This window comes from Glycomyces rhizosphaerae, from assembly GCF_042647865.1.
Classification (GTDB): Bacteria; Actinomycetota; Actinomycetes; order Mycobacteriales; family Micromonosporaceae; genus Glycomyces; species Glycomyces rhizosphaerae.
Map to the genome: position 1 here is coordinate 93,968 of NZ_JBHRWO010000010.1, position 25,163 is coordinate 119,130.

The 25,163-nt window shown below is 70.5% G+C and carries 21 protein-coding genes, 1 pseudogene and 1 riboswitch; of the genes and pseudogenes, 15 read left to right on the forward strand and 7 right to left on the reverse strand.

Features of this window, described 5'->3' with window-relative positions:
• The first annotated feature begins 123 nt into the window (after positions 1–123).
• From ACFO8M_RS10020 to ACFO8M_RS10040, 5 genes and pseudogenes are all read left to right on the forward strand, one after another.
• On the forward strand, positions 124–1,035 hold the full coding sequence (locus ACFO8M_RS10020; protein WP_387974142.1) for a fructosamine kinase family protein: 912 nt from the start codon (positions 124–126) through the stop codon (positions 1,033–1,035).
• 17 nt (positions 1,036–1,052) lie between these two features.
• Positions 1,053–2,093, forward strand: a complete 1,041-nt coding sequence (moaA, locus tag ACFO8M_RS10025; protein ID WP_387974145.1) for a GTP 3',8-cyclase MoaA — start codon at positions 1,053–1,055, stop codon at positions 2,091–2,093.
• Between the two features lie 2 nt (positions 2,094–2,095).
• Positions 2,096–2,335 (forward strand): MoaD/ThiS family protein, encoded by a 240-nt coding sequence (locus ACFO8M_RS10030; protein ID WP_387974148.1) that lies wholly within the window; start codon positions 2,096–2,098, stop codon positions 2,333–2,335.
• Between the two features lie 164 nt (positions 2,336–2,499).
• Positions 2,500–3,699 (forward strand): UvrD-helicase domain-containing protein, encoded by a 1,200-nt coding sequence (locus tag ACFO8M_RS10035; RefSeq protein ID WP_387974151.1) that lies wholly within the window; start codon positions 2,500–2,502, stop codon positions 3,697–3,699.
• A 294-nt stretch (positions 3,700–3,993) separates the two neighbouring features.
• A pseudogene (locus ACFO8M_RS10040) lies at positions 3,994–5,238 on the forward strand (MinD/ParA family ATP-binding protein); the annotation flags it as partial.
• Here ACFO8M_RS10040 and ACFO8M_RS10045 read toward each other — a convergent pair.
• Positions 5,166–5,849 carry a TetR/AcrR family transcriptional regulator gene (locus ACFO8M_RS10045; protein ID WP_387974155.1) on the reverse strand — a complete coding sequence of 228 codons (684 nt, stop codon included), beginning with the start codon at positions 5,847–5,849 and terminating at the stop codon, positions 5,166–5,168. The pseudogene ACFO8M_RS10040 and the gene ACFO8M_RS10045 sit on opposite strands and share 73 nt — an antisense overlap.
• A 137-nt stretch (positions 5,850–5,986) precedes the next feature.
• Positions 5,987–6,159, forward strand: a riboswitch (cobalamin riboswitch).
• Between the two features lie 82 nt (positions 6,160–6,241).
• Between ACFO8M_RS10045 and ACFO8M_RS10050 the strand changes: the two genes are divergently transcribed.
• From ACFO8M_RS10050 to ACFO8M_RS10070, 5 genes are all read left to right on the forward strand, one after another.
• Positions 6,242–7,480 carry a hypothetical protein gene (locus ACFO8M_RS10050; RefSeq protein WP_387974157.1) on the forward strand — a complete coding sequence of 413 codons (1,239 nt, stop codon included), beginning with the start codon at positions 6,242–6,244 and terminating at the stop codon, positions 7,478–7,480.
• Between the two features lie 268 nt (positions 7,481–7,748).
• Positions 7,749–8,225 (forward strand): hypothetical protein, encoded by a 477-nt coding sequence (locus ACFO8M_RS10055; RefSeq protein ID WP_387974159.1) that lies wholly within the window; start codon positions 7,749–7,751, stop codon positions 8,223–8,225.
• Positions 8,226–8,245: 20 nt separating this feature from the next.
• Positions 8,246–9,346: a CbiQ family ECF transporter T component gene (locus ACFO8M_RS10060; RefSeq protein ID WP_387974162.1), complete on the forward strand. Its 1,101-nt coding sequence runs from the start codon at positions 8,246–8,248 to the stop codon at positions 9,344–9,346.
• The gene (locus tag ACFO8M_RS10065) at positions 9,343–11,001 is read left to right on the forward strand and encodes an ABC transporter ATP-binding protein (protein WP_387974165.1); all 1,659 of its coding nucleotides are present in this window, start codon (positions 9,343–9,345) and stop codon (positions 10,999–11,001) included. The genes ACFO8M_RS10060 and ACFO8M_RS10065 overlap by 4 nt, the downstream gene beginning before the upstream one ends.
• Positions 10,994–11,815: an ECF transporter S component gene (locus tag ACFO8M_RS10070; protein WP_387974167.1), complete on the forward strand. Its 822-nt coding sequence runs from the start codon at positions 10,994–10,996 to the stop codon at positions 11,813–11,815. The genes ACFO8M_RS10065 and ACFO8M_RS10070 overlap by 8 nt, the downstream gene beginning before the upstream one ends.
• 35 nt (positions 11,816–11,850) lie before the next feature.
• On the opposite strand, the gene ACFO8M_RS10075 is transcribed toward ACFO8M_RS10070, so the two are convergent.
• Positions 11,851–13,104, reverse strand: a complete 1,254-nt coding sequence (locus ACFO8M_RS10075; RefSeq protein WP_387974170.1) for a hypothetical protein — start codon at positions 13,102–13,104, stop codon at positions 11,851–11,853.
• Positions 13,105–13,221: 117 nt separating this feature from the next.
• Complete coding sequence (locus ACFO8M_RS10080; RefSeq protein ID WP_387974173.1) at positions 13,222–13,794, reverse strand: TetR/AcrR family transcriptional regulator; 573 nt, start codon at positions 13,792–13,794, stop codon at positions 13,222–13,224.
• A gap of 156 nt (positions 13,795–13,950) precedes the next feature.
• Between ACFO8M_RS10080 and ACFO8M_RS10085 the strand changes: the two genes are divergently transcribed.
• A complete protein-coding gene (locus ACFO8M_RS10085; RefSeq protein ID WP_387974176.1) occupies positions 13,951–15,531 on the forward strand; it encodes a carboxylesterase/lipase family protein in 1,581 nt (526 codons plus the stop codon).
• A 65-nt stretch (positions 15,532–15,596) separates the two neighbouring features.
• Here ACFO8M_RS10085 and ACFO8M_RS10090 read toward each other — a convergent pair whose 3' ends face one another.
• Positions 15,597–16,253, reverse strand: a complete 657-nt coding sequence (locus tag ACFO8M_RS10090; RefSeq protein WP_387974178.1) for a formylglycine-generating enzyme family protein — start codon at positions 16,251–16,253, stop codon at positions 15,597–15,599.
• A 139-nt stretch (positions 16,254–16,392) separates the two neighbouring features.
• Between ACFO8M_RS10090 and ACFO8M_RS10095 the strand changes: the two genes are divergently transcribed.
• On the forward strand, positions 16,393–16,740 hold the full coding sequence (locus ACFO8M_RS10095) for a DoxX family protein (protein WP_387974180.1): 348 nt from the start codon (positions 16,393–16,395) through the stop codon (positions 16,738–16,740).
• 49 nt (positions 16,741–16,789) lie between these two features.
• Here ACFO8M_RS10095 and ACFO8M_RS10100 read toward each other — a convergent pair whose 3' ends face one another.
• Complete coding sequence (locus ACFO8M_RS10100) at positions 16,790–17,260, reverse strand: carboxymuconolactone decarboxylase family protein (protein WP_387974183.1); 471 nt, start codon at positions 17,258–17,260, stop codon at positions 16,790–16,792.
• 424 nt (positions 17,261–17,684) lie between these two features.
• Between ACFO8M_RS10100 and ACFO8M_RS10105 the strand changes: the two genes are divergently transcribed.
• Positions 17,685–18,554 carry a hypothetical protein gene (locus ACFO8M_RS10105; RefSeq protein WP_387974185.1) on the forward strand — a complete coding sequence of 290 codons (870 nt, stop codon included), beginning with the start codon at positions 17,685–17,687 and terminating at the stop codon, positions 18,552–18,554.
• A gap of 34 nt (positions 18,555–18,588) precedes the next feature.
• Here the strand turns inward: ACFO8M_RS10105 and ACFO8M_RS10110 are convergent, their stop codons facing one another.
• Together ACFO8M_RS10110 and dnaE are read right to left on the reverse strand one after the other, a co-directional pair.
• Positions 18,589–18,969: a hypothetical protein gene (locus tag ACFO8M_RS10110; protein ID WP_387974187.1), complete on the reverse strand. Its 381-nt coding sequence runs from the start codon at positions 18,967–18,969 to the stop codon at positions 18,589–18,591.
• A gap of 172 nt (positions 18,970–19,141) precedes the next feature.
• Positions 19,142–22,684: a DNA polymerase III subunit alpha gene (dnaE, locus tag ACFO8M_RS10115; RefSeq protein WP_387974189.1), complete on the reverse strand. Its 3,543-nt coding sequence runs from the start codon at positions 22,682–22,684 to the stop codon at positions 19,142–19,144.
• A 302-nt stretch (positions 22,685–22,986) separates the two neighbouring features.
• Here dnaE and ACFO8M_RS10120 point away from each other — a divergent pair, with 302 nt between their 5' ends.
• Entirely contained in the window at positions 22,987–24,036 is a 1,050-nt protein-coding gene (locus tag ACFO8M_RS10120; RefSeq protein WP_387974191.1) for a DUF4192 domain-containing protein, read from the forward strand.
• Positions 24,037–24,221: 185 nt separating this feature from the next.
• Complete coding sequence (mobA, locus tag ACFO8M_RS10125) at positions 24,222–24,836, forward strand: molybdenum cofactor guanylyltransferase (protein ID WP_387974194.1); 615 nt, start codon at positions 24,222–24,224, stop codon at positions 24,834–24,836.
• Positions 24,837–25,163: the final 327 nt, after the last annotated feature.

A 25,163-nucleotide genomic window follows, 5' to 3' on the forward strand; every position in this document is an offset into this window, starting at 1 on the left:
GCGGGCGGACGAGGCCGGCGAAGGGACTGGGCTGAAGCAGCAAGCACCACTACCGTGACGTGAGCGGCCACCACAAGGTGGAGTCTCCGTCGTTCTCGGCGGAGAGTATGTCAAATTGGGTTCGTGGACCAAGCCCCCGACTCCGAACGCCTGCGGCTGCTGCCCGAGCTCATCGAGCACCAGCGCGTGCGCACCACTCCGGTGAAGGCGAGCGACTTCACGATGCCCCTGGCCACGCCGCGCCCGTGCCGGGCGACCGCGCAGCGCCTCACCTTCGACGACGGTACGAGCCTGTTCGCGAAGCTCGCCGAACACGCCCCGCCCGGCTACCTCGCGGCCGAGGCCAACGGGCTCCGCTGGCTGCGCGAGGCCACGCCCGCCGCGGTCGAACCGCTCTACGCCGACGACCGCCTACTCGTCGAGCCGTGGATCGAACCGGCCGAGCCAACCCGCGAGCACGCCGCCGAACTGGGCCGCCAGCTCGCGCTCATGCACGGCGCGGGCGCGGACCGGTTCGGCGCGCCCTGGCGCGGCTACATCGGCGAGACCTTCATGGACAACGACCCGGCGGGCTCGACCTGGGCGGAGTGGTACGCCGCCAAGCGGATCGAGCCGTACCTCAAGCCCTCCCGCGACAACGGGGCGCTCGACGCGGCCGACATCACCGCGATCGAGGCACTGGCCGCGAAGCTCCCCGAACTCGCCGGGCCCGAGGAGGCGCCCGCGCGCACCCACGGCGACCTGTGGTGGGGCAACGTGCACTGGGGCGCCGAGCGGGCCTGGCTGATCGACCCGGCCGCGCACGGCGGCCACCGCGAGACCGACCTGGCGAACCTGCGCCTGTGGGGCGGCGTGCCGATGTTCGAGACGATCGTCGCCGGGTACACCGAGGTGCACCCGCTCGCCGAGGGCTGGGAGGCGCGGACACCGCTCCACCAGCTGTTCCCGCTGCTGATCCACACCACGCTCTTCGGGCGGCCCTATCGTGACCAATTGTTGGGAAACGTGTCTCACTTTACGAAACTGTCATATTGACGAACTAGGCTCGACGCATGTCAGCACCGACTCCGAACCAAGGGACCGCGAACACGCCGGCCGCGGCGCTGGGCTTGCGTGACCGGCACGGCCGCACCGCCACCGACCTGCGCGTCTCCCTCACCGACCGGTGCAACCTGCGCTGCACGTACTGCATGCCCGAAGCCGGCCTGCCCTGGTTGCCGAAACCGACGCTGCTCACCGACGACGAGGTCGCGCGCCTGGTCGGGATCGCCGTCCGCGACCTCGGCGTCACCGAAGTGCGCTTCACCGGCGGCGAACCGCTCCTGCGCCCCGGCCTCGTCGACATCGTCACGGCCACCGCGGCCCTGGAGCCGCGCCCTGAGATCTCCTTGACCACCAACGGGATCGGCCTCGAGCGCCTCGCCGGGCCGCTGGTCGAGGCCGGGCTCGACCGCGTCAACGTCTCACTCGACACCCTCGACCCCGGCACCTTCAAGGACCTCGCCAAACGCGACCGCCTCGAAGCCACCCTGCGCGGCATCGAAGGCGCCGCCGCGGCCGGGCTCGCCCCGGTCAAGCTCAATACCGTGCTCATGCGCGGGATCAACGACGGCGAGGCTCCCGCGCTGCTCCGCTTCGCCATCGCGCACGGCTACCAGCTGCGGTTCATCGAGCAGATGCCGCTCGACGCCGCCGGCGTGTGGCGGCGCGAGGAGATGGTCACCGCCGCCGAGATCCTCGACGCGCTCAAAGCCGAATTCGACCTGGTCCCCGACCCCGCGCACCGCGGCTCGGCCCCCGCCGAGACCTGGCTGGTGGACGGCGGCCCCGCGAAGGTCGGCGTCATCGGCTCGGTCACCCGCCCCTTCTGCGGCGACTGCGACCGCACCCGGCTCACCGCCGACGGGCAGGTCCGCAACTGCCTGTTCGCGAGCGGCGAGACCGACCTGCGCGGCCTCGCCCGCTCGGGCGCCTCCGACGCGGAGATCGGGGCGCGCTGGCGCGAGGCGATGTGGGGCAAACTCCCCGGGCACGGCATCGACGACCCGTCGTTCCTGCAGCCCGCCCGCCCGATGTCGGCGATCGGAGGCTGAACGTGGTGACGGTGCGGTACTTCGCGGGCGCGAAAGCCGCCGCGGGCATCGGCGAGGAGCAGGTCAGCGCCGCCGACGTCGCGGAGTTGAAGACGGTGCTCGGGCAGCGGCACGGCCCGGTGCTCGACAAGGTGCTCTCAGCGTCGACCCTGCTGGTGGACGGCCTGGCCGCGAAGGACCCGGCGACCGTGCTCCCGGCCGGGGTGACGGTGGAGGTGCTGCCGCCGTTCGCAGGTGGCTGAGGCCGGACGCGAACGTGAAAGCGGAAATTCCGGATTCGTCCCCGGGCTGGACCCCCGATCCTGACCGTACGCCCGAGGTCCGACACGGCCCGGGTTCGCGGGGCGACTCGCCCGGCCGGGGAGCCGCTGCCGCTTCCGTGTCGTCTGTCTGCGAGGATGCATAGGTGCGCCGTCCTGATGAACGCAAGCAACCGCAGGTGGCGTCCCCGCTGTTCGAGCTCTCCGCCGACATGCGGACCACCGCGGAGCGGCGCCGCCGCACGCACCGGTCCCACCACTCCAGGTACGTCCGCGAAGCCGTGCCCATGCCCGAACCGGCGCTGACGACCCGGACCCCGGACCCGTGGCTGGAGTCCGCGCCCCTGCTCACCGGCATGGACGAGGTCGGCGCTGGCCTGCTCGACTCCTTGGACGCGATGCAGCGCGTCGCCGCCTCCGCCGGACGCGGCCCGCTGCTCATCAACGCCTCCCCCGGCACCGGGAAGACGCACCTGCTCATCCGCCGGGTCGCCTACCTCGTGCAGGAACTGGGCGTGCCCGCCCGCCAGTGCCTGGTCCTCGCCGCCTCCGGGCCCGGCGCCGCCCGCATCCGCCGCGAACTGGGCGCGCTCATCGGCCGCGAGGCCGCCTCGATCACCGTCGCCGAATTCGACGACTTCGCCGCCGCGAGCCCGCCCGAACTCGGCCACGTCTTCGTCGACGACCTCCCGCGCATGCCGATGCGGCTGTTCCGCCAGGTCACCGAGCACCGCGGCGCCGAAGCGGACATCACCGCCACCGGCGACCCCGACTCGGCCCTGGTCTCCGGCGAGCCCGCCGCGTTCGCGGCCTTCAGCGACCAGTTCCCGCAGGCCCACGTCATGCGCCTCTCGCGCAACCACCGCAGCCCCGCCGCGGTCCTCGTCGCCGCCTCGCAGGTGATCGAGCCGATCAGCCGCGTCCCCGGACGCCTGGTGCAGCCCGAGCGCCCGGCGCTCGAGGGCTCGGGGATCGGCCGGTGCTTCGCGATCGACGCCGACGACGAGAAGCACTTCGTCGAAGACCTCACCGACCGTCTCGCCGAGCTGGGCGTCGCACCCGAGGAGCTCGCGGTCATCGGCCCCGACGGCATGTCCGTCGCCGAAGCCGCCGACGGCGAGTTCCGCGTGGTGTGCCTCACCGGGATGACCGCCGAGGCCTGGCCGAACACGGCCGCGGCCCGCCGCGAGCTGTACGTCGCGCTCGGACGCACCCGCGATCTGGCCTACGTGAGCCACACCGGGGCGGGCTCGCCCCTGCTGGCCGATGTGGACCAGGGGCTGTTCAGTCCTTTCGGGATGGTCCCCCAAGACCGTTCGGGCCCTGAGCAGCCGCGACTGCTGTAAGGGCTGCCGTGCGGAGTTCCCACGCGGGCAGAAGGGTATGGGCCACAATAGTCGGGTAACCACACTCTGACGCTGAGCGCACGCGCGCGCTGGGAGGCCCCGATGGAGCACACCGAAGAGGACACCGTTCCTCTGCACCGGCCGGATGCTCCGGGGTGGTCGCCGTTCGCGCCGCCAGGTGCGAACCATGAGCGCAGTGCGCCGCCAGGTGCGAACCATGAGCGCAGTGCGCCGCCGGATGCGAACCATGAGTACAGTGCGCCGCCACAAGCGAACGAGCAAGATGGCGTCGAGGCGAGCCGGCAGAACGGCGCGCCGCCGAACGCCGACCGGCAGCAGGACGCCGAGCCGGAGGCGATCCACCATCTCCGCGTCCGCGAAAACGACCACGTGCCGAGCGCGCCTCCGCCTCCCGCGACGCCGCTGCCCGCCGCTGAAGCCACGCCCCCTTCGCAGTTCAAAGCGCCGGCTGGCAACGGCTGGCCCGATCCCGCGGCTCTGACGCACAGCCAGTTCAACGAAGCGCCCGTGTCGAACGCGCTCGTCAACCAGCCCCTCCAGGTTCCTTCGCCAGTGTTCCCGGACCACGCCGGGGCGCTCGAACGCCTCGGCGTCACCGCGGACGACTTCGCGTCCCGCCGCGTCGTGCCCCCGCGCCCGCCCGTCGCCGAGACCGGCCTGCGCGGCGCGCTCCACCGCTTCAGCCTCGGCCTCGTCGCCATGCCGCCCGGCCCGCGCGAACGCGCCCGCCAGCGGGCGGTCGACATCGTCCGCCGCAACTTCGGCGGCCTGCGCCAGATCACCGTCGTCAACCCCAAGGGCGGCGCGGGCAAGACCGTCGCGGTCCTCATGCTCGCCATGACGTTCGGCCGCCACCGCGGCGGCTACGTCCTCGCCTGGGACAACAACGAGACGCAGGGGACGCTGGGCATGCGGGCCCAGCAGGACTTCCACGTGCGCACGGTGCGCGACCTGCTGCGGGACCTCGACCACTTCAAGGGCCCGACCGGGCGCATCGGCGACCTGTCGCAGTACGTTCGCGCCCAAGGCGGTGCGATGTTCGACGTGCTCGCCTCGGACGAGTCGGCGACGGCCGGGGAGATGCTCACGTCGCAGGCGTTCGGCGACCTGCGCGAGGCGGTGTCGCGCTTCTACAAGCTCATCGTCGTCGACACGGGCAACAACGTGCGGGCGGCGAACTGGCAGGCGGCGATCGACGCGACCGACCAGCTGGTGGTGACGATGTCGGCCCGGAACGACTCGGCCGAGACGGCCGCGAGGATGCTCGACCACTTGGAGCAGACCGGCCGCCGGGATCTGGTGCGCGGGGCGGTGTCGGTGGTGTCGATGCCCGCCCACCGCAAGGACGTGGACCTACCGGCGGTGCAGCGGCACTTCGCGGCCCGTACGAGGGCGGTGCTGCTGGCGCCGTATGAGAAGCTGCTCGACTCGGGGGAGCCGATCCGCTACGACTCGTTGAGCAAGGCGTCGTCGGGGTCCTGGCTGCGGATCTCCTCGGCGGTCGCCGAGGGCCTGTAGGCCTCGAGGAGCTCGACGAGGCCGGCTGTGGCGTCGGTCAAGCGGCGGTCGTCCTCGTCGGCGTGGCCGATGACGAGCGCTCCCTGGATGAACACGAGGGCGGTGCGGGCCAGCCGGTCGGGGTCGGCGGCGGCCGCCATCTCGCCGCGCTCGACCGCCCGTGCCAGGATCGCGGCGAGATCGCGTTCGAGCTCGGTCCAGGCCTCCTGGACACGGCGCATGGTGGCGGGGTCGTCGGCCAGCTCCACGGCGGCCCGCACGACGAAACCGCCCTCTTTGGAGTGACGGGCGACCACTTCGAGGAGGTCGGCCACGACCCTCGGCGCGTCGAGTCGGTCCTCTTCTCCTGTATCTCCACTGCTTTCCGCGGCTCTTTCCAGGGCGCGGTGGGCTATCGAGCGCAACTCGGGTTCGGTGTCTTCCCGGTAGCGGCCCAATGCCGTTATGTAGAGCTGGTGCTTGGAGCCGAATGCGGCGTAGAGTCCGGCACGGTTCATGCCGGTCGCCGCGACGAGGTCCGACATGGAGGTGGCGGAGAATCCGCGTTCCAGGAAGACCCGTGTCGCAGCGCGCAGAACTCTGTCCAAATCGGCGTTCTTATTTCTGCTCACGTTGTGCACCGTATCGACACCCGGTGCTACGGGTCAATAACCGGAAGGCGAGAGTTCACTCGCGTGGCGCGAGTGAACGACTGCACTGCGCGACCCCGCAGCTTGACACCCAGCGAATCCACCCGCGAGAATGAGCCCAAACTGCACAGGCGTCAGGCGGGGGAAGTCCGGTGAAAGGCCGGCGCTGACCCGCAACGGTAGTCGCGGTTCGACGTTCGCAAGAGACACGGTCGAACAAATGCCGAGCACCCTTCGCGAAGCTCGGTCCACCCGCGTGAGCCCGAATGCCCGCCCGACGCCGCCCGAAATGTCAACGCCTGTCGTGGTCTACAGGCGCTTGCGGCGCCGCCGCCTGCCCGAAGACCCCACTCGCTATAGGAAAGGTCAGGCAATTGCGCCACCTGTCCGGTCGACTGCTGGCCGCCGCCGCGGTCGTGCCCATCACCGTCTTCGCCTCCGCCGCACCGGCTGAGGCCCAAGAGGAGACCTTCGCGCAGCCCGCCCAGGCCGCCGCCTCCTGGCTCGTCGCCCAATCCGACGGCACCTCCTGGAACAACCAGGACGTCTCGACCTCGCTCGACGCCGTCATCGCGCTCGAAGCCGCCGGTGTCGGCGGCGACCAGGTCCAGGCCACGCTCGAGTGGCTCAACAACACCGACACGCTCACGCCGTACGTGTACCCGACCGTCGAAGGGGCGGCCGAGCCGACGCTCAGCGCCGGTTCGGCCGGGAAGGTCATGTACACCGTGGCGACCGCCGGGGGCGACCCCGAGAACTTCGGCGGCATCAAGCTCGCCGACGCGCTCACCGCATCCCAGACGGCGACCGGCTCGTACGGCGACGGGACCGCCCTGTCCACCGCTTGGGCGGTGCTCGGGCTCTCGCGCACCGACAGCCCCGCGGGCGAAGAGGCCGCGGCCGGGCTCGCTGCCATGCAGTGCCCCGACGGCGGGTTCAACTACATGGACGTCGACGGCGGTGACGACTGCGTCTCCGACCCGGACACGACCGGGTTGACCGCGGCCGCGCTGGCGACGCTCGGCGACGCCGGGTCCGCCTCGCTGACGTCCGCTGTGGACTGGCTGGAGTCGGTGCAGGCCGAGGACGGCGGGTTCGACAACGGCATGGGCGAGAACGCGAACTCGACGGCGATGGCCGCTCAAGCGTTCCTCGCGGCCGACCGGCCCGACGCCGCCGGGCGCGCGGTCGCGTTCCTGATCGGGCTCCAGTACGACTGCACCGGCGCCGAGCCGGGCGCGATCATGTACACCGACCCCGAGGGCGGGGACTACGTCGAGATCTCGCGTCTCCTGGCGACCGCTCAGGCGATCGTGCCGATCGCGTCGCAGAACCTCACCGAACTCGACGCGACGGGCATCGAGCCCGGCGTGCCGGGCACCGGTTGCGAGAGCGCCGGGAGCGACGCCGAGACCACTGACGCGGTCGAGGACGAGGGTTCGGCCTCGTGGCTGCCTTGGGCGATCGGCGCCGCCGTGGTGGTGCTGGCCGCGCTGATCATCGGCTTCGCGCTCAAGTCCCGCCGCGGCGCTGCCGCGACCGAGGCGCCGTCCGGTGAAGAAACCGATGCCGCGGACGAGGGAAGCACCGACAAAGACGGCACCGACAAGTAATAGTCGGCACGTGTCCCGAAGCGAACGAAACGCAGGCAGCGCCCGTCGATCCGGCGGGCGCTGCCTGCGCGCCATTGTGTCTATCACCGATGTCGCACCCCTGTGTCACCCTTGGTTTCAGGGGGCCCGAGTCTCGACACACCCGGCCTCGGGGGCCCGAACCGCAACGCCCGCCCGGCTCACGCGCTGGCTCGTCCTTCTCATCGCGGCGCTCGCCGCGCTGGCACTCCCCGCTGCACCGGCCTCGGCGCACGAGTCCTGTTCGGGGGTGACGGTCGTGGTCGACTTCGGTTCGCTCGCCGCCGATCCCGCGCCGGGCTGCGCCGCCGACCCCGCGAACGGCCTCGATGCGCTCTCGCAGGCCGGGTACTCCGTGACCGAGGTGGCCTCGATCCGCGGCATGGTCTGCCGGATCGACGAGCTCCCCGAGAGCGACTGCGGCTCGGCGCCTTCCGCGAAGGAGTACTGGTCGTACTGGCGCGCCGGGTCCGACGACGCCGAATGGAGCTATTCGGCCGTGGGCGGCGCCAACGCCCGGCCCGAACCCGGCGACGTCGAAGGCTGGTCCTTCGGCGACGGCTCGACCCCGCCCGACCTGGCACCGGACGAAGCCGCGGACGCGGCCGAAGGCGCCGAAGCCGATGCGGACCAAGACTCCTCGTTCACCTGGCTCATCGCCGTCGCCGCGATCGCCGTCATCGCCGGGCTCGTGATCTGGCGCCTGCGCCGCGACCGGCGCGCGTGACCGGGCCCCGCGGAGCCGCCGTGACTCCACAAGCAGCAGTCGCCGCGACCCGGCGCACCGCCCACCCCGTCGCCTGGTGGGGCTGGGCCCTGCTGCTCGCCACCGCCGCCGGGCGCACCGCGAACCCCTGGCTGCTGCTTCTCATCGTCGCCGTCGCCGGCCTCGTCGTCACCTGGTGCCGCGGCCCCGAACCCTGGTCGGACGCCTACCGGGTCTTCCTGTTCATCGGACTCAGCGCGATCGCCGTCCGCATGGCCTTCTACATCGTATTCGGCGGGTCCGACGGTCCCACCGTCCTCTTCTCGCTCCCCTCCGCGACCCTCCCGGACTGGGCGGCGGGCTTCCGGCTCGGCGGCGACGTCACCGCCGAAGGCGCGCTCGCCGCCGCCTACGACGGCCTGCGCCTGGCCACACTCCTCGTCTGCGTCGGCGCCGCCAACGCCCTCGCCAGCCCGCGGCGGCTCCTGCGCTCGGTCCCGGCGGCGCTGTACGAGGTGAGCGTCGCGGTCGTCGTCGCACTGTCCGTCGCGCCGCAGCTCGTCGCGAGCGTCGGACGCGTCCGGCGGGCAAGAGCCTTGCGCGGCAACACGAGCCGCAGCCCCGCGAACCTCATGCGCACGGTCGTCTCGCCAGTGCTGCACGACGCGCTCGACCGCTCGCTCGCGCTCGCCGCCGCGATGGCCTCGCGCGGCTACGGCCGCGCCGCGGGCATCCCCGCCCCGACCCGCCGCGCCACCAGCGCCTCCCTCCTCATCGGACTCATCGGGCTGTGCGCCGGGGCGTACGCGCTCCTCGGCACCACGACCCCAGCGCCGCTCGCCTGGGCCGCCGTCGCCTGCGGCGCGGCCGTGGCGGTCTTCGGGATCGCCTTCGCCTCCAAGCGGGTCCCGCACACCCGCTACCGGCCCGACCGCTTCGGCGCACGCGACTGGGCGGTGGTCGCCTCCGGTGCCGCGGCCGTAGCCGGGACCGTCCTCAGTGGCATCGTCGAACCGGCGGCGCTGTGGCCCGCGACGAATCCACTCGCGGTCCCCGACCTGCCGATGTGGGCCGCGGGCGGCATCCTCCTGGCCACCGCGCCCGCCCTGCTCGTGCCGTCCTCAAGAGGGGGAACACCATGAACCGCGGCGGGATCGCCTTCGCGAACGTCACTTTCGCCTACGCAGGGAAACCCGTCCTCGACGACGTCTCCTTCGACCTGCCCGAAGGGGAGTTCTGCCTGCTCGTGGGCTCCACGGGCGCGGGCAAGTCGACGCTCCTCAAAGCGGTCAACGGCCTCGTCCCCCAGTTCACCGGCGGCACCATGCACGGCCGGATCACCGTCGCCGGACGCGAGGTTCGCGGCCGGACCCCCGCCGACCTGGCCGACCTCGTCGGCTACGTCGGCCAGGACCCCTTGGCGGGCTTCGTGACCGACGAGGTCGAACGCGAACTCGCCTACACTGCCGAGCAACTCGGCATCGACCCCGCGGCGATGCGCAAGCGCGTCACCGAGATCGTGGACCTCCTCGGCCTCGCCGATGTACGCGACCGCGACCTCGCCGCCCTCTCCTCCGGTCAGCGCCAACGGGTCGCCATCGGCGCGGCCCTCGTCGCCGGGCCCGCCGCGCTCATCCTCGACGAACCGACCTCCGCGCTCGACCCGACCGCCGCCGACGAAGTGCTCTCGGCGCTGCACCGACTCGTCCACGACCTCGGCGTCACGGTGCTCCTCGCCGAACACCGGCTCGAACGCGTCGCCCAATACGCCGACTCGGCGCTGCTGCTCAACGGCGGCAAGGTGACCGCGGGCCCGGTCGGCGAAGTGCTCGCCGTCTCGCCGGTCGCGCCGCCCGTCGTCGAACTCGGCCGCCTCGCCGGATGGCCCGGACCGCCCGTCACGATCCGCGAGGCCCGCAGGCATGCGGCCGGACTGCGCGACACCCTCGCCGGACTCCTCCCGCCCGCGCCTCCCATCAACGGCCCCAGGGCCTCCCGGTCCCGCAACAGGACCGCGGCCGGGCCGCCGCTGCTCGAAGCGCGCGGCGTCCACGTCGACTACCCCGGCGGCGTACGCGCCGTGAACGGCGTCAATCTGCTCGCGGGCCGCAGCGAACGCATCGCCCTCATGGGCCGCAACGGATCCGGCAAATCGAGTCTCCTGTGGGCCCTGCAGGGCACCGGGAAACGCTCCAGCGGCGCCGTCACGATCGGCGGCGCCGACCCCGCCGCCCGGAAACCGGCCGAACGCCGGACCCTGGCCGGGCTCGTCCCCGCCGAAGCCGCCGACCTCCTCTACGCCGAGACCGTGCGGGCAGAATGCGAAGGCGCCGACGACGACGGCCGCGCACCCGCCGGCACCTGCGCGAAGATCCTCGCCGACCTGGTCGAGGACGTCGACGACCAGGCCCACCCGCGGGACCTCTCCGAAGGCCAACGCCTGGCACTGGCCCTGGCCGTGACCCTCACGGCCGCACCGCCGCTGCTGCTGCTCGACGAACCGACCCGGGGCCTGGACTACCCGGCGAAGGCGGCCCTCGCCGCGAGGCTCGGCAGACTCGCCGACGCCGGGCACTGCGTGGTCGTCTCGACCCACGACGTGGAGTTCTGCGCCGAGTTCGCGAGCCGGGTCGTGATCCTCTCCGACGGCGAGGTGGTCGCGGACGGCCCGGCGCGGCAGATCGTCGCGGCCTCACCGATGTTCGCCCCGCAGGTCGCCAAGGTCCTGCCGGGTTGGCTCACCGTCGGGGAGGTCGCCGAGGTCTTGGGCGAGACCGGCGATGACGCCGATGGCTGAGGTGGAGCCGAGCCCGATCGCCGCGACGCCGCGACCGGCCGTGCGCTGGAAGGCTTCCCTGTCGCTCGCGCTGGCGGCCGGTTTCGGGCTGGTCGCGATGTCGTGGCCGCTGCTGGCGTCCCCGGGCGGAGCGCTCACCGAGACCACTTCGGGCCCTTGGCTGTTCGCGCTGCTACTGCCGCTGGTGACGGCGGTGGTGCTGCTGCAGTTGACCAGTGGCGGGCTGGACGCGCGGGCCGTGGCGATGCTGGGGGTGCTGTCGGCGGTGGTGGCGGCGGTGCGGCCGTTCGGTGCGGGCGCTGCCGGGGTGGAGACGGTGTTCTTCCTGATCATCTTGGCGGGCAGGGTGTTCGGGCCCGGGTTCGGGTTCATCCTGGGGTGCACCGGCTTGTTCGCTTCGGCGCTGCTGACGGGCGGGGTGGGTCCGTGGCTGCCGTACCAGATGTTCGCGGCGGCGTTCGTCGGTTTGGGCGCGGGGCTGCTCCCGGGGACGCCGGACTCGCGGGCGGGCCGCGCGACCGAGCTCGCGGTCCTCGCGGTCTATGCGGCGTTCTCGTCGCTGCTGTACGGTCTGCTGTTGAACTTGTCGTTCTGGCCCTTCGCGATCACGCACGGGAACCTCGCGTACGTGCCGGGCGGCGGGTTCGGCGAGAACCTGCCGCGTCTGCTCGCGTACTCGCTCGCGACGTCCCTGGGCTGGGACATCGGTCGGGCGATCACCACCGTCGCGCTCCTCTTGCTGACGGGCCCGCTGCTGCTGCGGGTGCTGCGCAGGTCCGCGAAGAAGGCGAACTGGGACTCGACGCCCCTCTGAGAAGCTCCTATGCGCACGCCGGTCGACCTGCCGGTTCACGCTCCGGTTTCGGCTGCGAGCCTTTCGAACTCGGCGGCGATGTCGGCGTCGGCCTGGGCGTAGGTCTCGGCGCATTGTCGCAGGCTCTCGGCGTGGCGGCCGATCGTCGAGCCGAGCAGGCCGGTGAGGTTCGACAGCTCCGTGCAGCCCTCGACGTAGGCGTCCGCGAAGAAGAGCCCGGTCAAGCCCCAGGTCATCTCGGCCGCGCCCGCTTCGCCCGCGACGGCGGCGATCGCCTCCGCGTTCGGCGCCAGGCCGTCGAGCGCCTGCGCCGCGGCCTCCAGCTCGGTCGGCTCCACCTGCCACCGGGAGGCCTCACGCACCATAGTGGTCAGTACTGAGGTTTCGCCGCTCAGCGCGTCTGCGACGTGCCCGTAGAGGTCCGCCGCCGCGCCCTTCACCGAGTCGACCACGGCTCCCCCGGCGACCGTGAGGAGCTCGTTCCACAGCCGGTGCTCCCCGGCGGCGCGGTCGACGACCGGGTTCGCGCGGAGGAACCCCAGCAGCTTCATGAAGATCTGCTGCGCGAACTGGAACTTCCTGGTGGCCTTGAGCAGCATCCGGGACGCGGTGACCGCGGCGTCCATGACGAACGCGACGACCGAGGCGCCCGCGGTGGCCACGCTCGTCGCCAGTGCCGTGAGCCCGCGCGTGACCGCCCATGAGACGAACTCGGTCAGGACCGATTTGACGACCTCGTAGATGGTCTCGGCGAGCATGCGCGCCCAGTCGAGGAGCGCGGCGACGTCCTTGGCGCGCTTGCCCATCGCGCCCGCGGTGGCCGCGAGCCCGCCGATCGCGTTCCCGGCCGCCGCGGCGGCTTCGCCGTCCCACGCGGTCACGTTGGCGTCGGCGGCGTTCGCGATCTCGCCGTCGAGCGCCCCGAGCGCGGCCTCGACCTGGCCGAGGACGTCGATCTGGCGCTGCATCTCGGTGGCGTCGCCGGAGGCCATCATGAGCAGCTCGTCGAGCGGCTGCACGAGGTCGAGGATGACGGTGATCCCGGCGCTGACCAGGGTGCCGATCGGATCGGTGAGGACGCCCAGGGCGTCCGCCCCGAGCCCCTCGATCTCGCCCGCGATGGCGAGACCGGTGTTCAGGGCGCTCTCACTGCCGGCCTGCTTGACGGCGTCCGAGGCGGCGGTGTAGCGGCTGACGAACGGCACGTCGATCCACTGTGTCCCTGACTCCTGCTCTTCGACCTCGGCGTACCTGGTGATGTCGGAACCGTGAAGGTCGGTGTCGCTCAAGGCGGGTCTCCGTCGGGTGAGTGAGTCGGGTGCTCACTCGAACCCTATGGGGGACTGGGCGTTTTACCGGCGAACGACACGTTTGACCGGTGTGTCGTCGAGCGCGGCCGGGCGCCGTCAGTCGAGGACGGCGACGAGGCCTTTGAGGCCGGCGGCGATCTCCTTCGGGCCCGGGGCGCTGTCGGGGTAGGACATCCATTGCATGACGACACCGCTGACCAGGGCCAACTGCACTGCTCCGACGGTGCGGATCGTGTCGGCGTCGATGGCCTCCTCGATCTCGCCGGTCGCCAGGGCGGCCATGGCGGCGGTCGCACCGGGTTGGCCCTGGGCGTAGACCTCGGCGAGTTCGGGGGTGCGCTGGGCCTGCATGAAGAGTTCGAAACTCGCCATCCACATGGTCGGGTTCGCCTTGACGTGGTCGATGAGCAGGTTCCAGACCGCCTCGAACCGCTTGGGCCCCTTGGGTTCGTCGAGCTTGGCGAGTTGCGTTTGGAGCCCGGCGTCCCAGTCTTCGAGGGAGGCGAAGAGCGCCTGCTGCAGCAGGGCCTCCCTGGAGCCGTAGTGGTAGCCGATCGCGGCCATGCTCACTCCGGCGGCGGTGGCGATGTCCCGCACCGTGGTGCGGTCGTAGCCCTTCTCGAGAAGGCATTTCTTGGCGCCGTCGAGCAGCGCTTCTCGGTTTCCCATGGGACACAGCCTAGCAGTGACCTGCACGTTTGCCTAGCGCGATCGCCTTGCGCAAATTTTTTGGGCGATCGCCTTGCACGATCGCCCAAATTCTTGGTACGGTTCTCCCAGACGCGACCGAACCCCGTTCAACACCAACCGAAAGCGAGCCTCCCAATGGCTTTCTCCAAGACCGCCAAGACGATCGCCGCGAGCCTCGCCGCCGTCGGCGTCACCGCCGCCTCGATCGCCTACGGCACCACCGCCGCCTTCGCCGAGACCCAGCGCCGCCAGGACCCGACGCTCGTCGACACCGACCTCGGCGCGCTCCAGGGCGCCGCCGACGGCGGCGTCCGCTCCTGGCTCGGCGTCCCCTACGCAGCCCCGCCAGTCGACGAATTGCGCTGGGCCTCACCGGAACCGGCCGACTCATGGGAGGGGGTGCGGGAGGCGACCGAGTTCGGCAACGTGTGCTCCCAGGGCCAGGCGAACATGCCCGGCATCCCGAGCCTCGACGAGGACTGCCTCTACCTGAACGTCTATGCCCCTGAGCAGGCCCGGGACGACCTGCCGGTCATGGTCTGGTTCCACGGCGGCGGCAACTCCTACGGCGCGGGCGAGCAGTACGACCCCTCGCGCCTGGTGGCCGAGGGCGACACGGTCGTCGTCACCGTCAACTACCGCCAGGGCCTGTTCGGCAGCATGGCCCACCCCGCGCTCGACGAAGGCGGCGAGACCACTTCGGGCAACTACGGCTTGGAGGACCAGCAGGCCGCGATGCGCTGGATCGGTGAGAACGCCGAGGCCTTCGGCGGCGACGCGGACAACGTGACGATCTTCGGCGAGTCCGGCGGCGGCTTCGACGTCTGCGCGCACCTCGCCTCCGAGAGCTCGGCCGACCTGTTCGACAAGGCGATCGCGCAGAGCGCGCCGTGCGGTTCCGGTTGGGCCCCTTCACGAGCGGAAGGCCAAGCCCGCGACATCGCGGTCGCCGACGAGCTGTGCCCCGAGGTCGAGGACGTCGAGGCGTGCCTGCGCGGCCTCGACGCAGAGGAACTGAACACGGCCACCGCCGGCCTCTACGAGGTGCAGCCGGTCGTCGGCGGCCCGGTCATGCCCGTCGCCACCGCTGACGCGATCGCCTCGGGCGACCTCAACGAGGTGCCGGTGCTCATCGGCATCAACCGCGACGAGAACCAGCTCATGACCGGCGGCATGGAGGTCCTCACCGGGCACGTGATGACCGACGAGGAGTATCTCCCCGCTCTGGTCGATCAGTTCGGCCCCGAAGCCGCCGACGCGATCAACGCCGAATACCCGCTCAGCGACTATGACCACCCGGCGAAGGCGCTGGCCGCGGTGCAGACCGACGCCGACTGGGCCGCGAACCTCTCGGACACCGTTGCGGCCCTGTCGGAGCACGTGCCCACCTACGCCTATGAGGTGTCGGCCTCCGGCACGCCCTACTTCAAGGAGTTCGAGGCCCCGTCGTGGGAGATGGACGCCTTCCACATGGTCGACGTCGCGTTCCTCTTCGACACCACGATCTTCGCGGACCGCAGCGCCGAAGTCGAGCCCCTCGCCGACCTGATGGTCAAGTCCTGGAGCACCTTCGCCCGCACCGGAGATCCGGACGACCGCGGCCGCTGGAACGAAGCCGAAGGCGACTGCGTCCGCCAGCTCTCCCCCGAGGGCGCAAGGAACATCGACTTCGCCGACGAGCACCACCTGGACTTCTGGAAGTCCCTGAACGCGTAGGAAAGCGAAAGCGGGGCAGGCCGACCGGCCTGCCCCGCTTTCGCTTTCCTCAGGTTCAGGCCCCCTCAGACGGTGTTGCGGGCCAAGCGGAAACCGAGGTCTTCGATGCGGAGGGTCGGCATGGTGCGGCGGCGGACGCCGGCCCGGCAGGACCAGTGCTCGTCGAACCAGCCGCCGCCCTTGATGACCCGGTAGTCCTTGTAGACCTCGGCGTCGTAGACGTCCCAGCACCATTCCCAGACGTTCCCGATCATGTCGTGCAGGCCCCAGGCGTTCGGCGCCTTCTCGCCGCCACAATGCGCCCTTTCTCCGGAGTTGGCGCGGTACCAGGCGATCTCGTCGAGTTCGCCGTAGCGGGGGCCGGTGGTGCCGGCCCGGCAGGCGTACTCCCATTCGGCTTCGGTGGGAAGCCGGTAGCCGTCCGCGGTGCGGTCCCAGACGACCGCTTCGCGCTCCTCCCCCGTGATCGCATAGGCGGGCCGCAGGTCCGCCTGCTCCGACACCCGGTTGCAGTATTCGACGGCCTCGAACCAGGACGTGTGCGTCGCGGGCAACAGGTCGTCAGCGCCGTCTTCGTCGGCGACGGCGAGCCCGTAAGCCTCGCTTATCGCTCGGCGCGTGACCTGCAAGGGCGACAGCAGGAACGGTGCGACCTCCACCGTCCAGCTCCGCTCGGTGCGCCGGTCGGTGATCGTCACGGCCCCTGCCTCGATCCTCTGCATCGACGAATCCTAGGCCGCCACCGGCCGGCGACACCGCCCCAGTGATCCGCGCCACTTGTCGGGATTCGCTGTCACGTTCGCGCCCGCTGCGGTTTCAACCGGATATAAGCGTCCCCGCGAATCGAACCGGAGCAGTCCCATGACCCTCGCCCACATCATCGTCACCATCGCCGCCGCGCTCTGGGTGGGCTTCTCGGCCTACTCGATCTTCACCAAGGCCGCGTTCGTGGTCGAACCGCTGCAGAGCTACGGCGTGCCGCAGTCGTGGTGGTTCTGGCTCGGCCTGGCCAAGGCCGCCGGCGCCCTCGGTCTCCTCGTCGGCCTGTTCCTCCCCTTCATCGGCGTCGCCGCCGCCGTCGGCATCATCCTCTACTTCCTCGGCGCCGTGGTCACCGTGCTGCGGGCCCGCTCCTACAAGACCGTGGTCTACCCGGTGATGTACCTGGTCCCGGCCGCCGCCGCGCTCATCCTCGGGGCCCTGGCCTGAAGCCGCCCGAGAGGGCCCGCGCTTAGCGCGGGCCCTCTCTCGCACAGGTCTACTTCTGCCACTGCTCGGCGAGGGAGACGCCCACCTTCGGGTTGCCGATGAGGGCCAGCGGGATGAAGTACCCGATCTGGCCGAGCACGGCCGTGAGGACGGTGAGCTCCTTGTCGCTGAAGTGCTTCGCGGCCGCGTCGAACAGCTCGTCGCTGACGCGCTCACCGGTCGGGTTCGGCGTGTGCACCGCCTCGGCCAGGGCGAGGGCGGCCCGCTCGGCCTCCGTGAAATACGGCGAGGTGCGCCAGGTGGCGACAGCGCCGAGCCGCTCGGGGGTGTCCACGGCGTCGCTCAGCTGGCGGGCCGTGAAGTAGGAGCTGCCGACGAGCTGGCCGACGCGCAGCTGCACGAGGGTGACGAGCTCCTTCGGCAGCACGCCTTCGGCGTTCGCCTTGTTGACCGCCGCGGCGATCTCGCCCACGACGGGAAGGTGCTGGACCGGGTTCTCGATACGGGGGTAGGTGCTCATGGTGGTGTTCCTTTCGGGTTGATCCGATACACCACATTGACGAGAGCGCCGCCGAAAGTGTGACCGCCGGAGACCACGAACGAGATGAGGCCTGCGTCACCGAACCAGCGCTGGCATTGCGGAGAATGCAGCGAGAAATCACGTATTGGATGTCGTACGTTCGGTGCCGGGCTTCGAGCTGCGCGACGGATATCGAGCATGAACCCAGCGTGTCTATCCTGTTACCCAAGCGCTCGCCCGCTCATGCAGCCGGCGCCGATCGAGGCGACCGACGCCTCGTCCGCACTCCCATTCGCCGGTCATCCGGCAGCCACCGGCGATCCAAGGGCTGCCGCGTCCTCGCCATGCCCTCCGCAGACTCGATCACCGCCCCGCAGCGGGACGGACCATCAACCCCTTCTTCTGAAGCAGGAGCGAACTCATCATGGGACGCAACACCATCTCCGCCCGCCACTGGCTGCCCGCCGTCAAGAAGCGGACCCTGACCGCACTGATCCTCGGCGCCGTGGGCACCCTCGCCCTGGCACTCGCCGGGCCCGCCTCCGCGGCGGCACCCACGGTCGCCTACACCGGCCAAGGCTTCATCGTCGACACCGACGGCACACCCAACCTCAAGGACGAGCGCTGCGGCCTCACCGGCCAGAACGACGCCGACGACGGCGGCACCGGCCTGTTCGCGGACTGGAACGGCCCGGGCCGGTCGTACGAGGCCGGGCAGTCCTACCTCGTCTGGGTCCTCACGCTCAACGCCAACCCGAGCGGCGGCGTGACCCTGCACCTGCCTGACGGCGAAGTCCCGATGGTCAAGATCGGCGGGACGTGGAAGTTCGCCGGCGACTACTACGCGTATGAGGACCTGCTCGAGCTGCCCGTCCACGCCACGTTCAACACCGCGGGGATCAAGCCGACCAGCCTCAAGCAGGTCAACCTCGTCGTCAGCCACGGCTGCCAGGAAATGACCGGCGAGGGCGCCTGGTGCTCGCCCGGCTACTGGCGCAACGCCTCCGACGCGTCCTGGGCGCTCACCGGCGTCGCCCGGACCGACCGCTTCAACGCCACAGTGGTGCCCGGTTACTACGACACCGCCTCCGCCGCCGACCCGACACTGACCCAGGTCCTGACCACGCCCGGCGCCAACACGTACGGCGCAGCGAGCGCCCCGCACGGGCTGAACGCATTCAACGCCACGGGCGCCTTCCTCACCGATCAGATCCCGGGCTACTCGTTCGACCCGGCGCGCATGGCGCAAGAGGACGCCTGCCCGATCGACAACCACGGCAACTTCAAGGACTGACCGTTCCGGGGTAGCGGCTTCGACCCCTGACGGCTCAGCCTCGCACGGTGAGCAGCCAGCGCCATCGCGGCAGTTCCGCGATGGCGCCGGCGATCGTCAAGGCGCTCAAGGCGGCGGCGCCCCACCAGGGCCAGGCGATCCATGCGGCGGTGGCGCCGCCGGCCATGGTGGCGGCGAGGATCGTGATGGTCACCCAGCCGGGCACGGGGATGAGGGTCTGGTGCTTGTCGCCGGGGGTGGCGTATACGGCGGGGACGGCGACGGAGGCGAGGACCACGCTGATGGCGAGCGGCAGGGAGATCTGGGCGAGGGCCGTGCCGATGGCGGCCCAGGCGCCGACTTCGGTGGCGAAGCGCAGCAGGGCCGCCCGCCGCCGGGTGGGCGAGGCCGCGCCCATTTCGTGAACGGGGGTCATGCGGTCATCTTGGCGCAGGGCGGCGGGAACCGATCGATCGGTCGGGCCCGGTTCGCCGCCGCTCCCGGCGGCACGGCTTCCGCCGTCGCCTTTACCGGGAACGATGCGGCCCGGCCGCTGGAAAGCGGCCGGGCCGTCTGCGTGTGTCCGCTCGGTGCGGTGGCGCGGTCCGCTATCCGACCAGGGCGCCGACGCCGAGGATCGCCTTGAGGTCGGCCGAGAGTTCGACCGAGGGGCGCACCCGCCACTGGTCGCCCAGTGCCAGCATCGTCGTCTTGGGTCCGTTCGCGAGCTGCACGCGCACCTGGGCCTCACCGCGGTGGGTCTTGAAGGTGTCGGAGAGCTTCTCGATGAGGTCCTGGTTCACCGCTGCCGCCCGCAGCGCGAGCGTGATCGGCGCCGAGTTCGCTTCGGGCCCTGTCGAAGTGTCGAGGACGGCGAGGTCCTGGGCGATGAGCTGGGCGGTGCCGTCGCGGCGGTCGAGTTTGCCTTTGACGCAGCACACCAGGTCGTCCGCGAGCGAGTCCGAGACGAGTTCGTAGGTGTTGGGGAAGAACCGGACCTCGATCGAGCCGGCCAGGTCCTCCAGGGTGGCCGAGGCCCACAGCTTGCCCTGCTTGGTGACGCGCTTGGCGACGTTCTGGAGGATCCCGGCGACGCGCACGTTCGCGCCGTCGGCGATCTCCTCGCCGTGGAGCGCGGCGACCGGGCGGTCCGCATTGGACGAGAGGAGCCGCTCGAAGCCGTTGAGCGGGTGGTCGGAGACGTAGAGGCCGAGCATCTCGCGTTCGAACGCGAGCTTGTCGCGCCGTTCCCATTCGTCGTCGGCGATGGTGAGGTCGACGCCGAGGGTCTCGGTCGTGTCGTCCATCATGCCGCCGAACAGGTCGAACTGGCCGCGCGCCTCCTCTTTCTTGATGGAGACCATCGCGTCGATCGCCTTCTCGTGGACCTCGGCGAGGCCGCGGCGGGCGTGCCCGAGCGAGTCGAACGCGCCGGCCTTGATGAGCGATTCGATGGTGCGCTTGTTGCACACCGGCGCGGGCACCTTCTGCAGGAAGTCCTTGAAGTCGGCGTAGGCGCCCTTCTCCTCGCGGGCCTCGATGATCCCGGCGACGACGTTCGCGCCGACGTTGCGGACCGCGCCCATGCCGTAGCGGATGTCCGTGCCGACCGGGTGGAACATGTGGCGCGACTCGTTGACGTCCGGCGGCATGACGGTGATGCCCATGCGGCGGCATTCGGAGAGGTAGATGGCCGCTTTGTCCTTGGAGTCGCCCACGGAGGTGAGCAGCGCGGACATGTACTCGGCCGGGTAGTTCGCCTTGAGGTAGGCGGTCCAGTACCCGACGAGGGCGTAGCCGGCGGCGTGCGACTTGTTGAACGCGTATCCGGCGAACGGGAGCATGATGTCCCACAGGGTCTTGATCGAGTCCTTGGAGTAGCCGTTGCCGAGCATGCCCGCCTCGTAGTCGGCGTACATCTTCTCCAGGACGTCGATCTTCTTCTTGCCCATGGCCTTGCGGAGCATGTCCGCTTGGCCCATCGTGAAGCCCGCCAGTTTCTGGGCGATGCGCATGATCTGCTCTTGGTAGACGATCAGGCCGTACGTCTCGGACAGGATCTCCTCGAGTGCCTCCCCGAGCTCGGGGTGGAGCGGGATGACCTCTTGGCGCTTGTTCTTGCGGTCGGCGTAGTTGTTGTGCGAGTTCGCGGCCATCGGGCCGGGCCGGTACAGCGCGTTGACCGCGATGATGTCGTTGAACTCGGTGGGCTGCATGCGTTTGAGCAGTTCGCGCATGGCCCCGCCGTCGAGCTGGAACACGCCCAGGCTGTCGCCGCGCGCGAGCAGCTCGTACGCCTTCGGGTCGTCCGTGGCGAGCGTGTCGAGGTCGATGTCGACGCCCCGGTTGAGCTTGATCGCCTCGATGGCGTCGCCGATGACGGTGAGGTTGCGCAGGCCCAGGAAGTCCATTTTGAGGAGGCCGATGTCCTCGCAGGACGGGTAGTCCCAGCCGGTGATGATCGAACCGTCCGGCCTGGCCCACATGGGGATGCAGTCGATGAGGGGCTGCGAGGAGAGGATGACCGCGCAGGCGTGGACGCCGGCGTTGCGGATCAGGCCTTCGAGGCCGAGCGCGGTGTCGAAGATCTGGCGGACGTCGTTGTCGCTCTCGATGAGGGTCCGGACCTCACCGGCCTCCTTGTACCGCGGGTGCTCGGTGTCGAGGATGCCCGAGAGCGGGATGTCCTGGGCGGCGACCGGCGGCGGGAGTGCCTTGGTGATGCGCTCGGCGATGGAGAAGCCGGGCTGGCCGTGGTGGACGCGGGCGGCGTCCTTGATCGCGGCCTTGGTCTTGATGGTGCCGAAGGTGATGACCTGGGCGACGAATTCCTTGCCGTACTTCTCGGTCGCGTAGGTGATCATCTCGCCGCGGCGGCGGTCGTCGAAGTCGATGTCGATGTCGGGCATCGAGACGCGCTCGGGGTTGAGGAACCGCTCGAACAGCAGGCCGTGTTCGATCGGGTCGATGTTCGTGATCTTCATCGCGTAGGCGACGAGCGAGCCGGCGGCCGAACCGCGGCCGGGGCCGACGTAGATCCCGATGGAGCGGGCGTGGCTGATGAGGTCGGCGACGACGAGGAAGTACGAGGGGTACCCGGCGTTGATGATGACGTTGAGTTCGAGGTCGGCGCGCTCGAGGTAGTCGGCCGGGACCTCTTGGCCGGGGAAGCGTTCCTTGAGCCCGTCCAGAACGAGACTGCGCAGCCAGGTGCCCTGGTCGTGGCCCTCGGGGACGTCGATGACGGGCATCCGGTCCTGGACGGCGAAGATCTCGTCGTAGGACTCGACCATCTCGGCGACGAGGAGCGTGTTGGCGCAGCCCTCCTGCCACATCTCGTCGGGGCGGACGCCGTACATCTGCTCGGCGGATCGCAGGAAGTAGCCCTGGCCGTCGAACTTGAACCGCTTCGGGTCGTCCAGTGTGGTGCCGGACTGGACGCACAGGAGCGCGGCGTGGGTGTCCTTCTGCGCTTCGGTGACGAAGTGGGAGTCGTTGGTGACGAGCGGCGGGATGCCCATCTTCTTGCCCAGCTCGTACAGCTCGTTCTTGACGCGCTGCTCGATGTCGTTGCCGTGGTCCATGATCTCGAGGAAGTAGTTCTCGGCCCCGAAGATGTCCCGGTAGTCGGAGGCCGCCTGGTAGGCCTCGTCCATCTGGCCCAGGCGCATGCGCGTCTGCACTTCGCCCGAAGGGCAGCCGGTGGTCGCCACGATGCCCTGCGAGTGCTGGGAGACGAGCTCGCGGTCCATGCGCGGCTTGTAGTAGTAGCCCTCGAAGGAGGCGAGGCTCGACATGCGGAAGAGGTTCCGCAGCCCTGTGGAGTCCTTCGCGACCATGGTCATGTGGGTGTACGAGCCCGCACCCGAGAGGTCGTCGCCGCGCTGGGACGGCTCGCCCCACCAGGTCGGCTTCTTGTGGAAGCGGTCGTGGGGCGCGAGGTACGCCTCGATGCCGATGATCGGCTTGACGCCGGTCTTCTTCGCCTGCTGGTAGAAGGCGTAGCCGCCGTACATGTTCCCGTGGTCGGTCATGGCGATCGCGGGCTGGCCCAGCCGTTCCGCCTCCGCGAACAGGGGTTTGAGTTTCGCGGCCCCGTCGAGCATCGAGTACTCGGTGTGCACGTGCAGGTGGACGTACTGGTTCGACACGCTTCGCTCCCGCTTTGACCTGTGGTTTCGTCCGCTGCGGGCCCCTGCGCGGCGCTGTGGCGGCACGGGCGCGGGCGGCCCGGTTCAGACCTTCCACCCTATCGCCCCGCTCCGCGCGGCCGCGCTGACTCCGCACCCGCCATGCCCATCGCCTCAGCCCTTGAAAGCCGGCACGACGGGGCTCCGACACGCCGCTATCACACTTCCCGAACAGGTACAAACAATCCACAGGCCCGATTCGGTTATCCACAGGTCGAAAAATAATTCTTGCCTGTAGTGGACATGCAACGGACAGTTGATACATGCACACGACACAAGCGAGAATCAGCCTCAACGGCCCCACAGATCTCCTGACGACCGTCCCGCTGCTGCTGGGTTTCCACCCCGACCACAGCCTCGTCGTGGTCGGTCTCATCGGCGGTGAACTCCAGTGCACCTTCCGGGCGGACCTGCCCGGTTCGGCCGACCACTTGGAGCACTTGCCGGACCTCACCGCTCAGTTGAGCCTCAACGAGTGCGACGGCTGCGTGGTCATCGTCTACGGCGAGGCCGACCTCGCGAAGGCGGCGACCGAGCGTGTGGCCGCCCGGCTCCACGCCGCCGGGATCGAACCGCTCGACCTGCTGCGGGTGGCCGACGGCCGCTGGTTCAGCCTCACCTGCGGCAAGCCCTGCTGCCCGCCCGAGGGCGCACCGATCCCGGAGACCTCCGCGGCCTCCTGCGAGGTGGCGGTCGCGGGCTGCTACGCCGAGGCGGACCGGAGCGCGATCGCCGCCCAGCTCGCCCCGGCTCCGGCGGGTCGGCGCGCGGCGGTGGCTGACGCGGTCGCGGCAGCGCTCAGGGCCGATGCCGAGCTCGACTGGGGCAGCCAGCGCTCGCTCGATCTCCACGCGATCGACCACTGGATGGGGGTCGGCACCCTGCCGGGTCCGGACGACATCGCGACGGTCGGTCTCGCCCTCGGCGACCTTGACATCCGCGACTACGCGCTGCGGCGCATCAACTCGGGCCGCTTCAAGGGCAACCGGGTCGACCTGTGGATCTGGGTGGCCCGGCATCTCGAGGAAGACCTGGTCGCCCCGGCCGCGACGGTGGCGGGCTTCGCCGCCTACCGGTTCGGCAACGGTGTGCTCGCGCTCGAGGCGTTCGAGTTGGCACTGAGGTCGAGCCCGCACTACCGGCTCGCGCAGATGCTCATGGCGGCGCTGCAGGCGGGCATCCCGCCGGGCGCGCTGTCGAGGATCGGCTGCGGCGACCGCGATGAAGCCGAGGTCGCAGAGGCCGAAACCGAGGAAGCAGCACTCGAGGAATCGGAGCAGACGGAGTGCAAGGAGGCGGCGATCGAGGAATGAAGGACACCGAGCCCAGACCCGCCCCACCCCGCTCCCGACCCACCGGCCCCACCTGATGGCTATAGCCCCAACGAAACCCAAACGGGAGGAAGGCAAAGGATGACCAATAGACGCCGCTTGAAACCGAACCTGCGCGACCGCTCAGCGGCACCCCACGATCGAGGAGTGATCGCTACGCTGGGGTCATGGTTGAGCACCCTGGCGACTTCGCCGCGATCATCCTCATCGGCGGCAAGGCGCGGCGATTCGGGGGGCGCGCGAAGAGCGAACTGGTCGTCGGCGGCGCGACGATCCTGGAACGGATGCTGTCGGGCTGCGAGGCGGCCACGGCCCGGGTGGTGGTGGGCACGCGGCCCGCCGGGTCCGAACCCCTGCCGGAGGGGGTGCTCCAGCTCTTGGAGGATCCGGCGGGTTCCGGACCGGCTTGGTCGGTGCGGGCCGGTCTGGCACAGGTGCCGGAGGGCAACGAGCGGGTGGCGATCCTCGGCGGTGACCTGCCGTTCCTGACCTCCAAGGCGCTGCAGCTGCTCCAGGACCGTGCGGACGCAGCAGGCCCTACCTACGGGTCGGTGTTCTGCGACAACGCGGGTCGCCGGCAGTGGCTGTGCGGCCTGTGGCCGATCGACCTGGTGCGGCGGAACGCGGCCGAGATCGAACCCGGAGACCCGGCGAGGCTCCTGTTCACCGGGATCGACGTCGAGACCATCGCTTGGGAGGACGCGAGTCCGCCCCCGTGGTTCGACTGCGACACACCGGAAGACCTCGAGCAGGCCCGAACCTGGGTCGCCGACCTCAAGTAGCTCCGGCAAGCGAAGCCTGGCGCCTCCCACGCAATCGGCGGCACCTGCGCCAACCTGAACGCGCCCCATCGGCGCGGACCGCACTGGCGCCGCCCGGACGGTCAACGACGACCGTCGGCCGCGCGAAAGCGACGGCCCGACACTCCGTGCACGACATCGACATCAGGGCGGGTGGGCGAGGGGGTGGGGGCGGGGGGAGGGGCCCCAAGGCCGGCCGGCAAGAAGAAGCCACGCCCTCCAATCAGCCACCGAGCAAGCCGCCGCGCACCATGTGCGAACGACGAAGCCCGAGCGCAAGCGCTCGGGCTGAAGAGCCGCAGCGGCGGC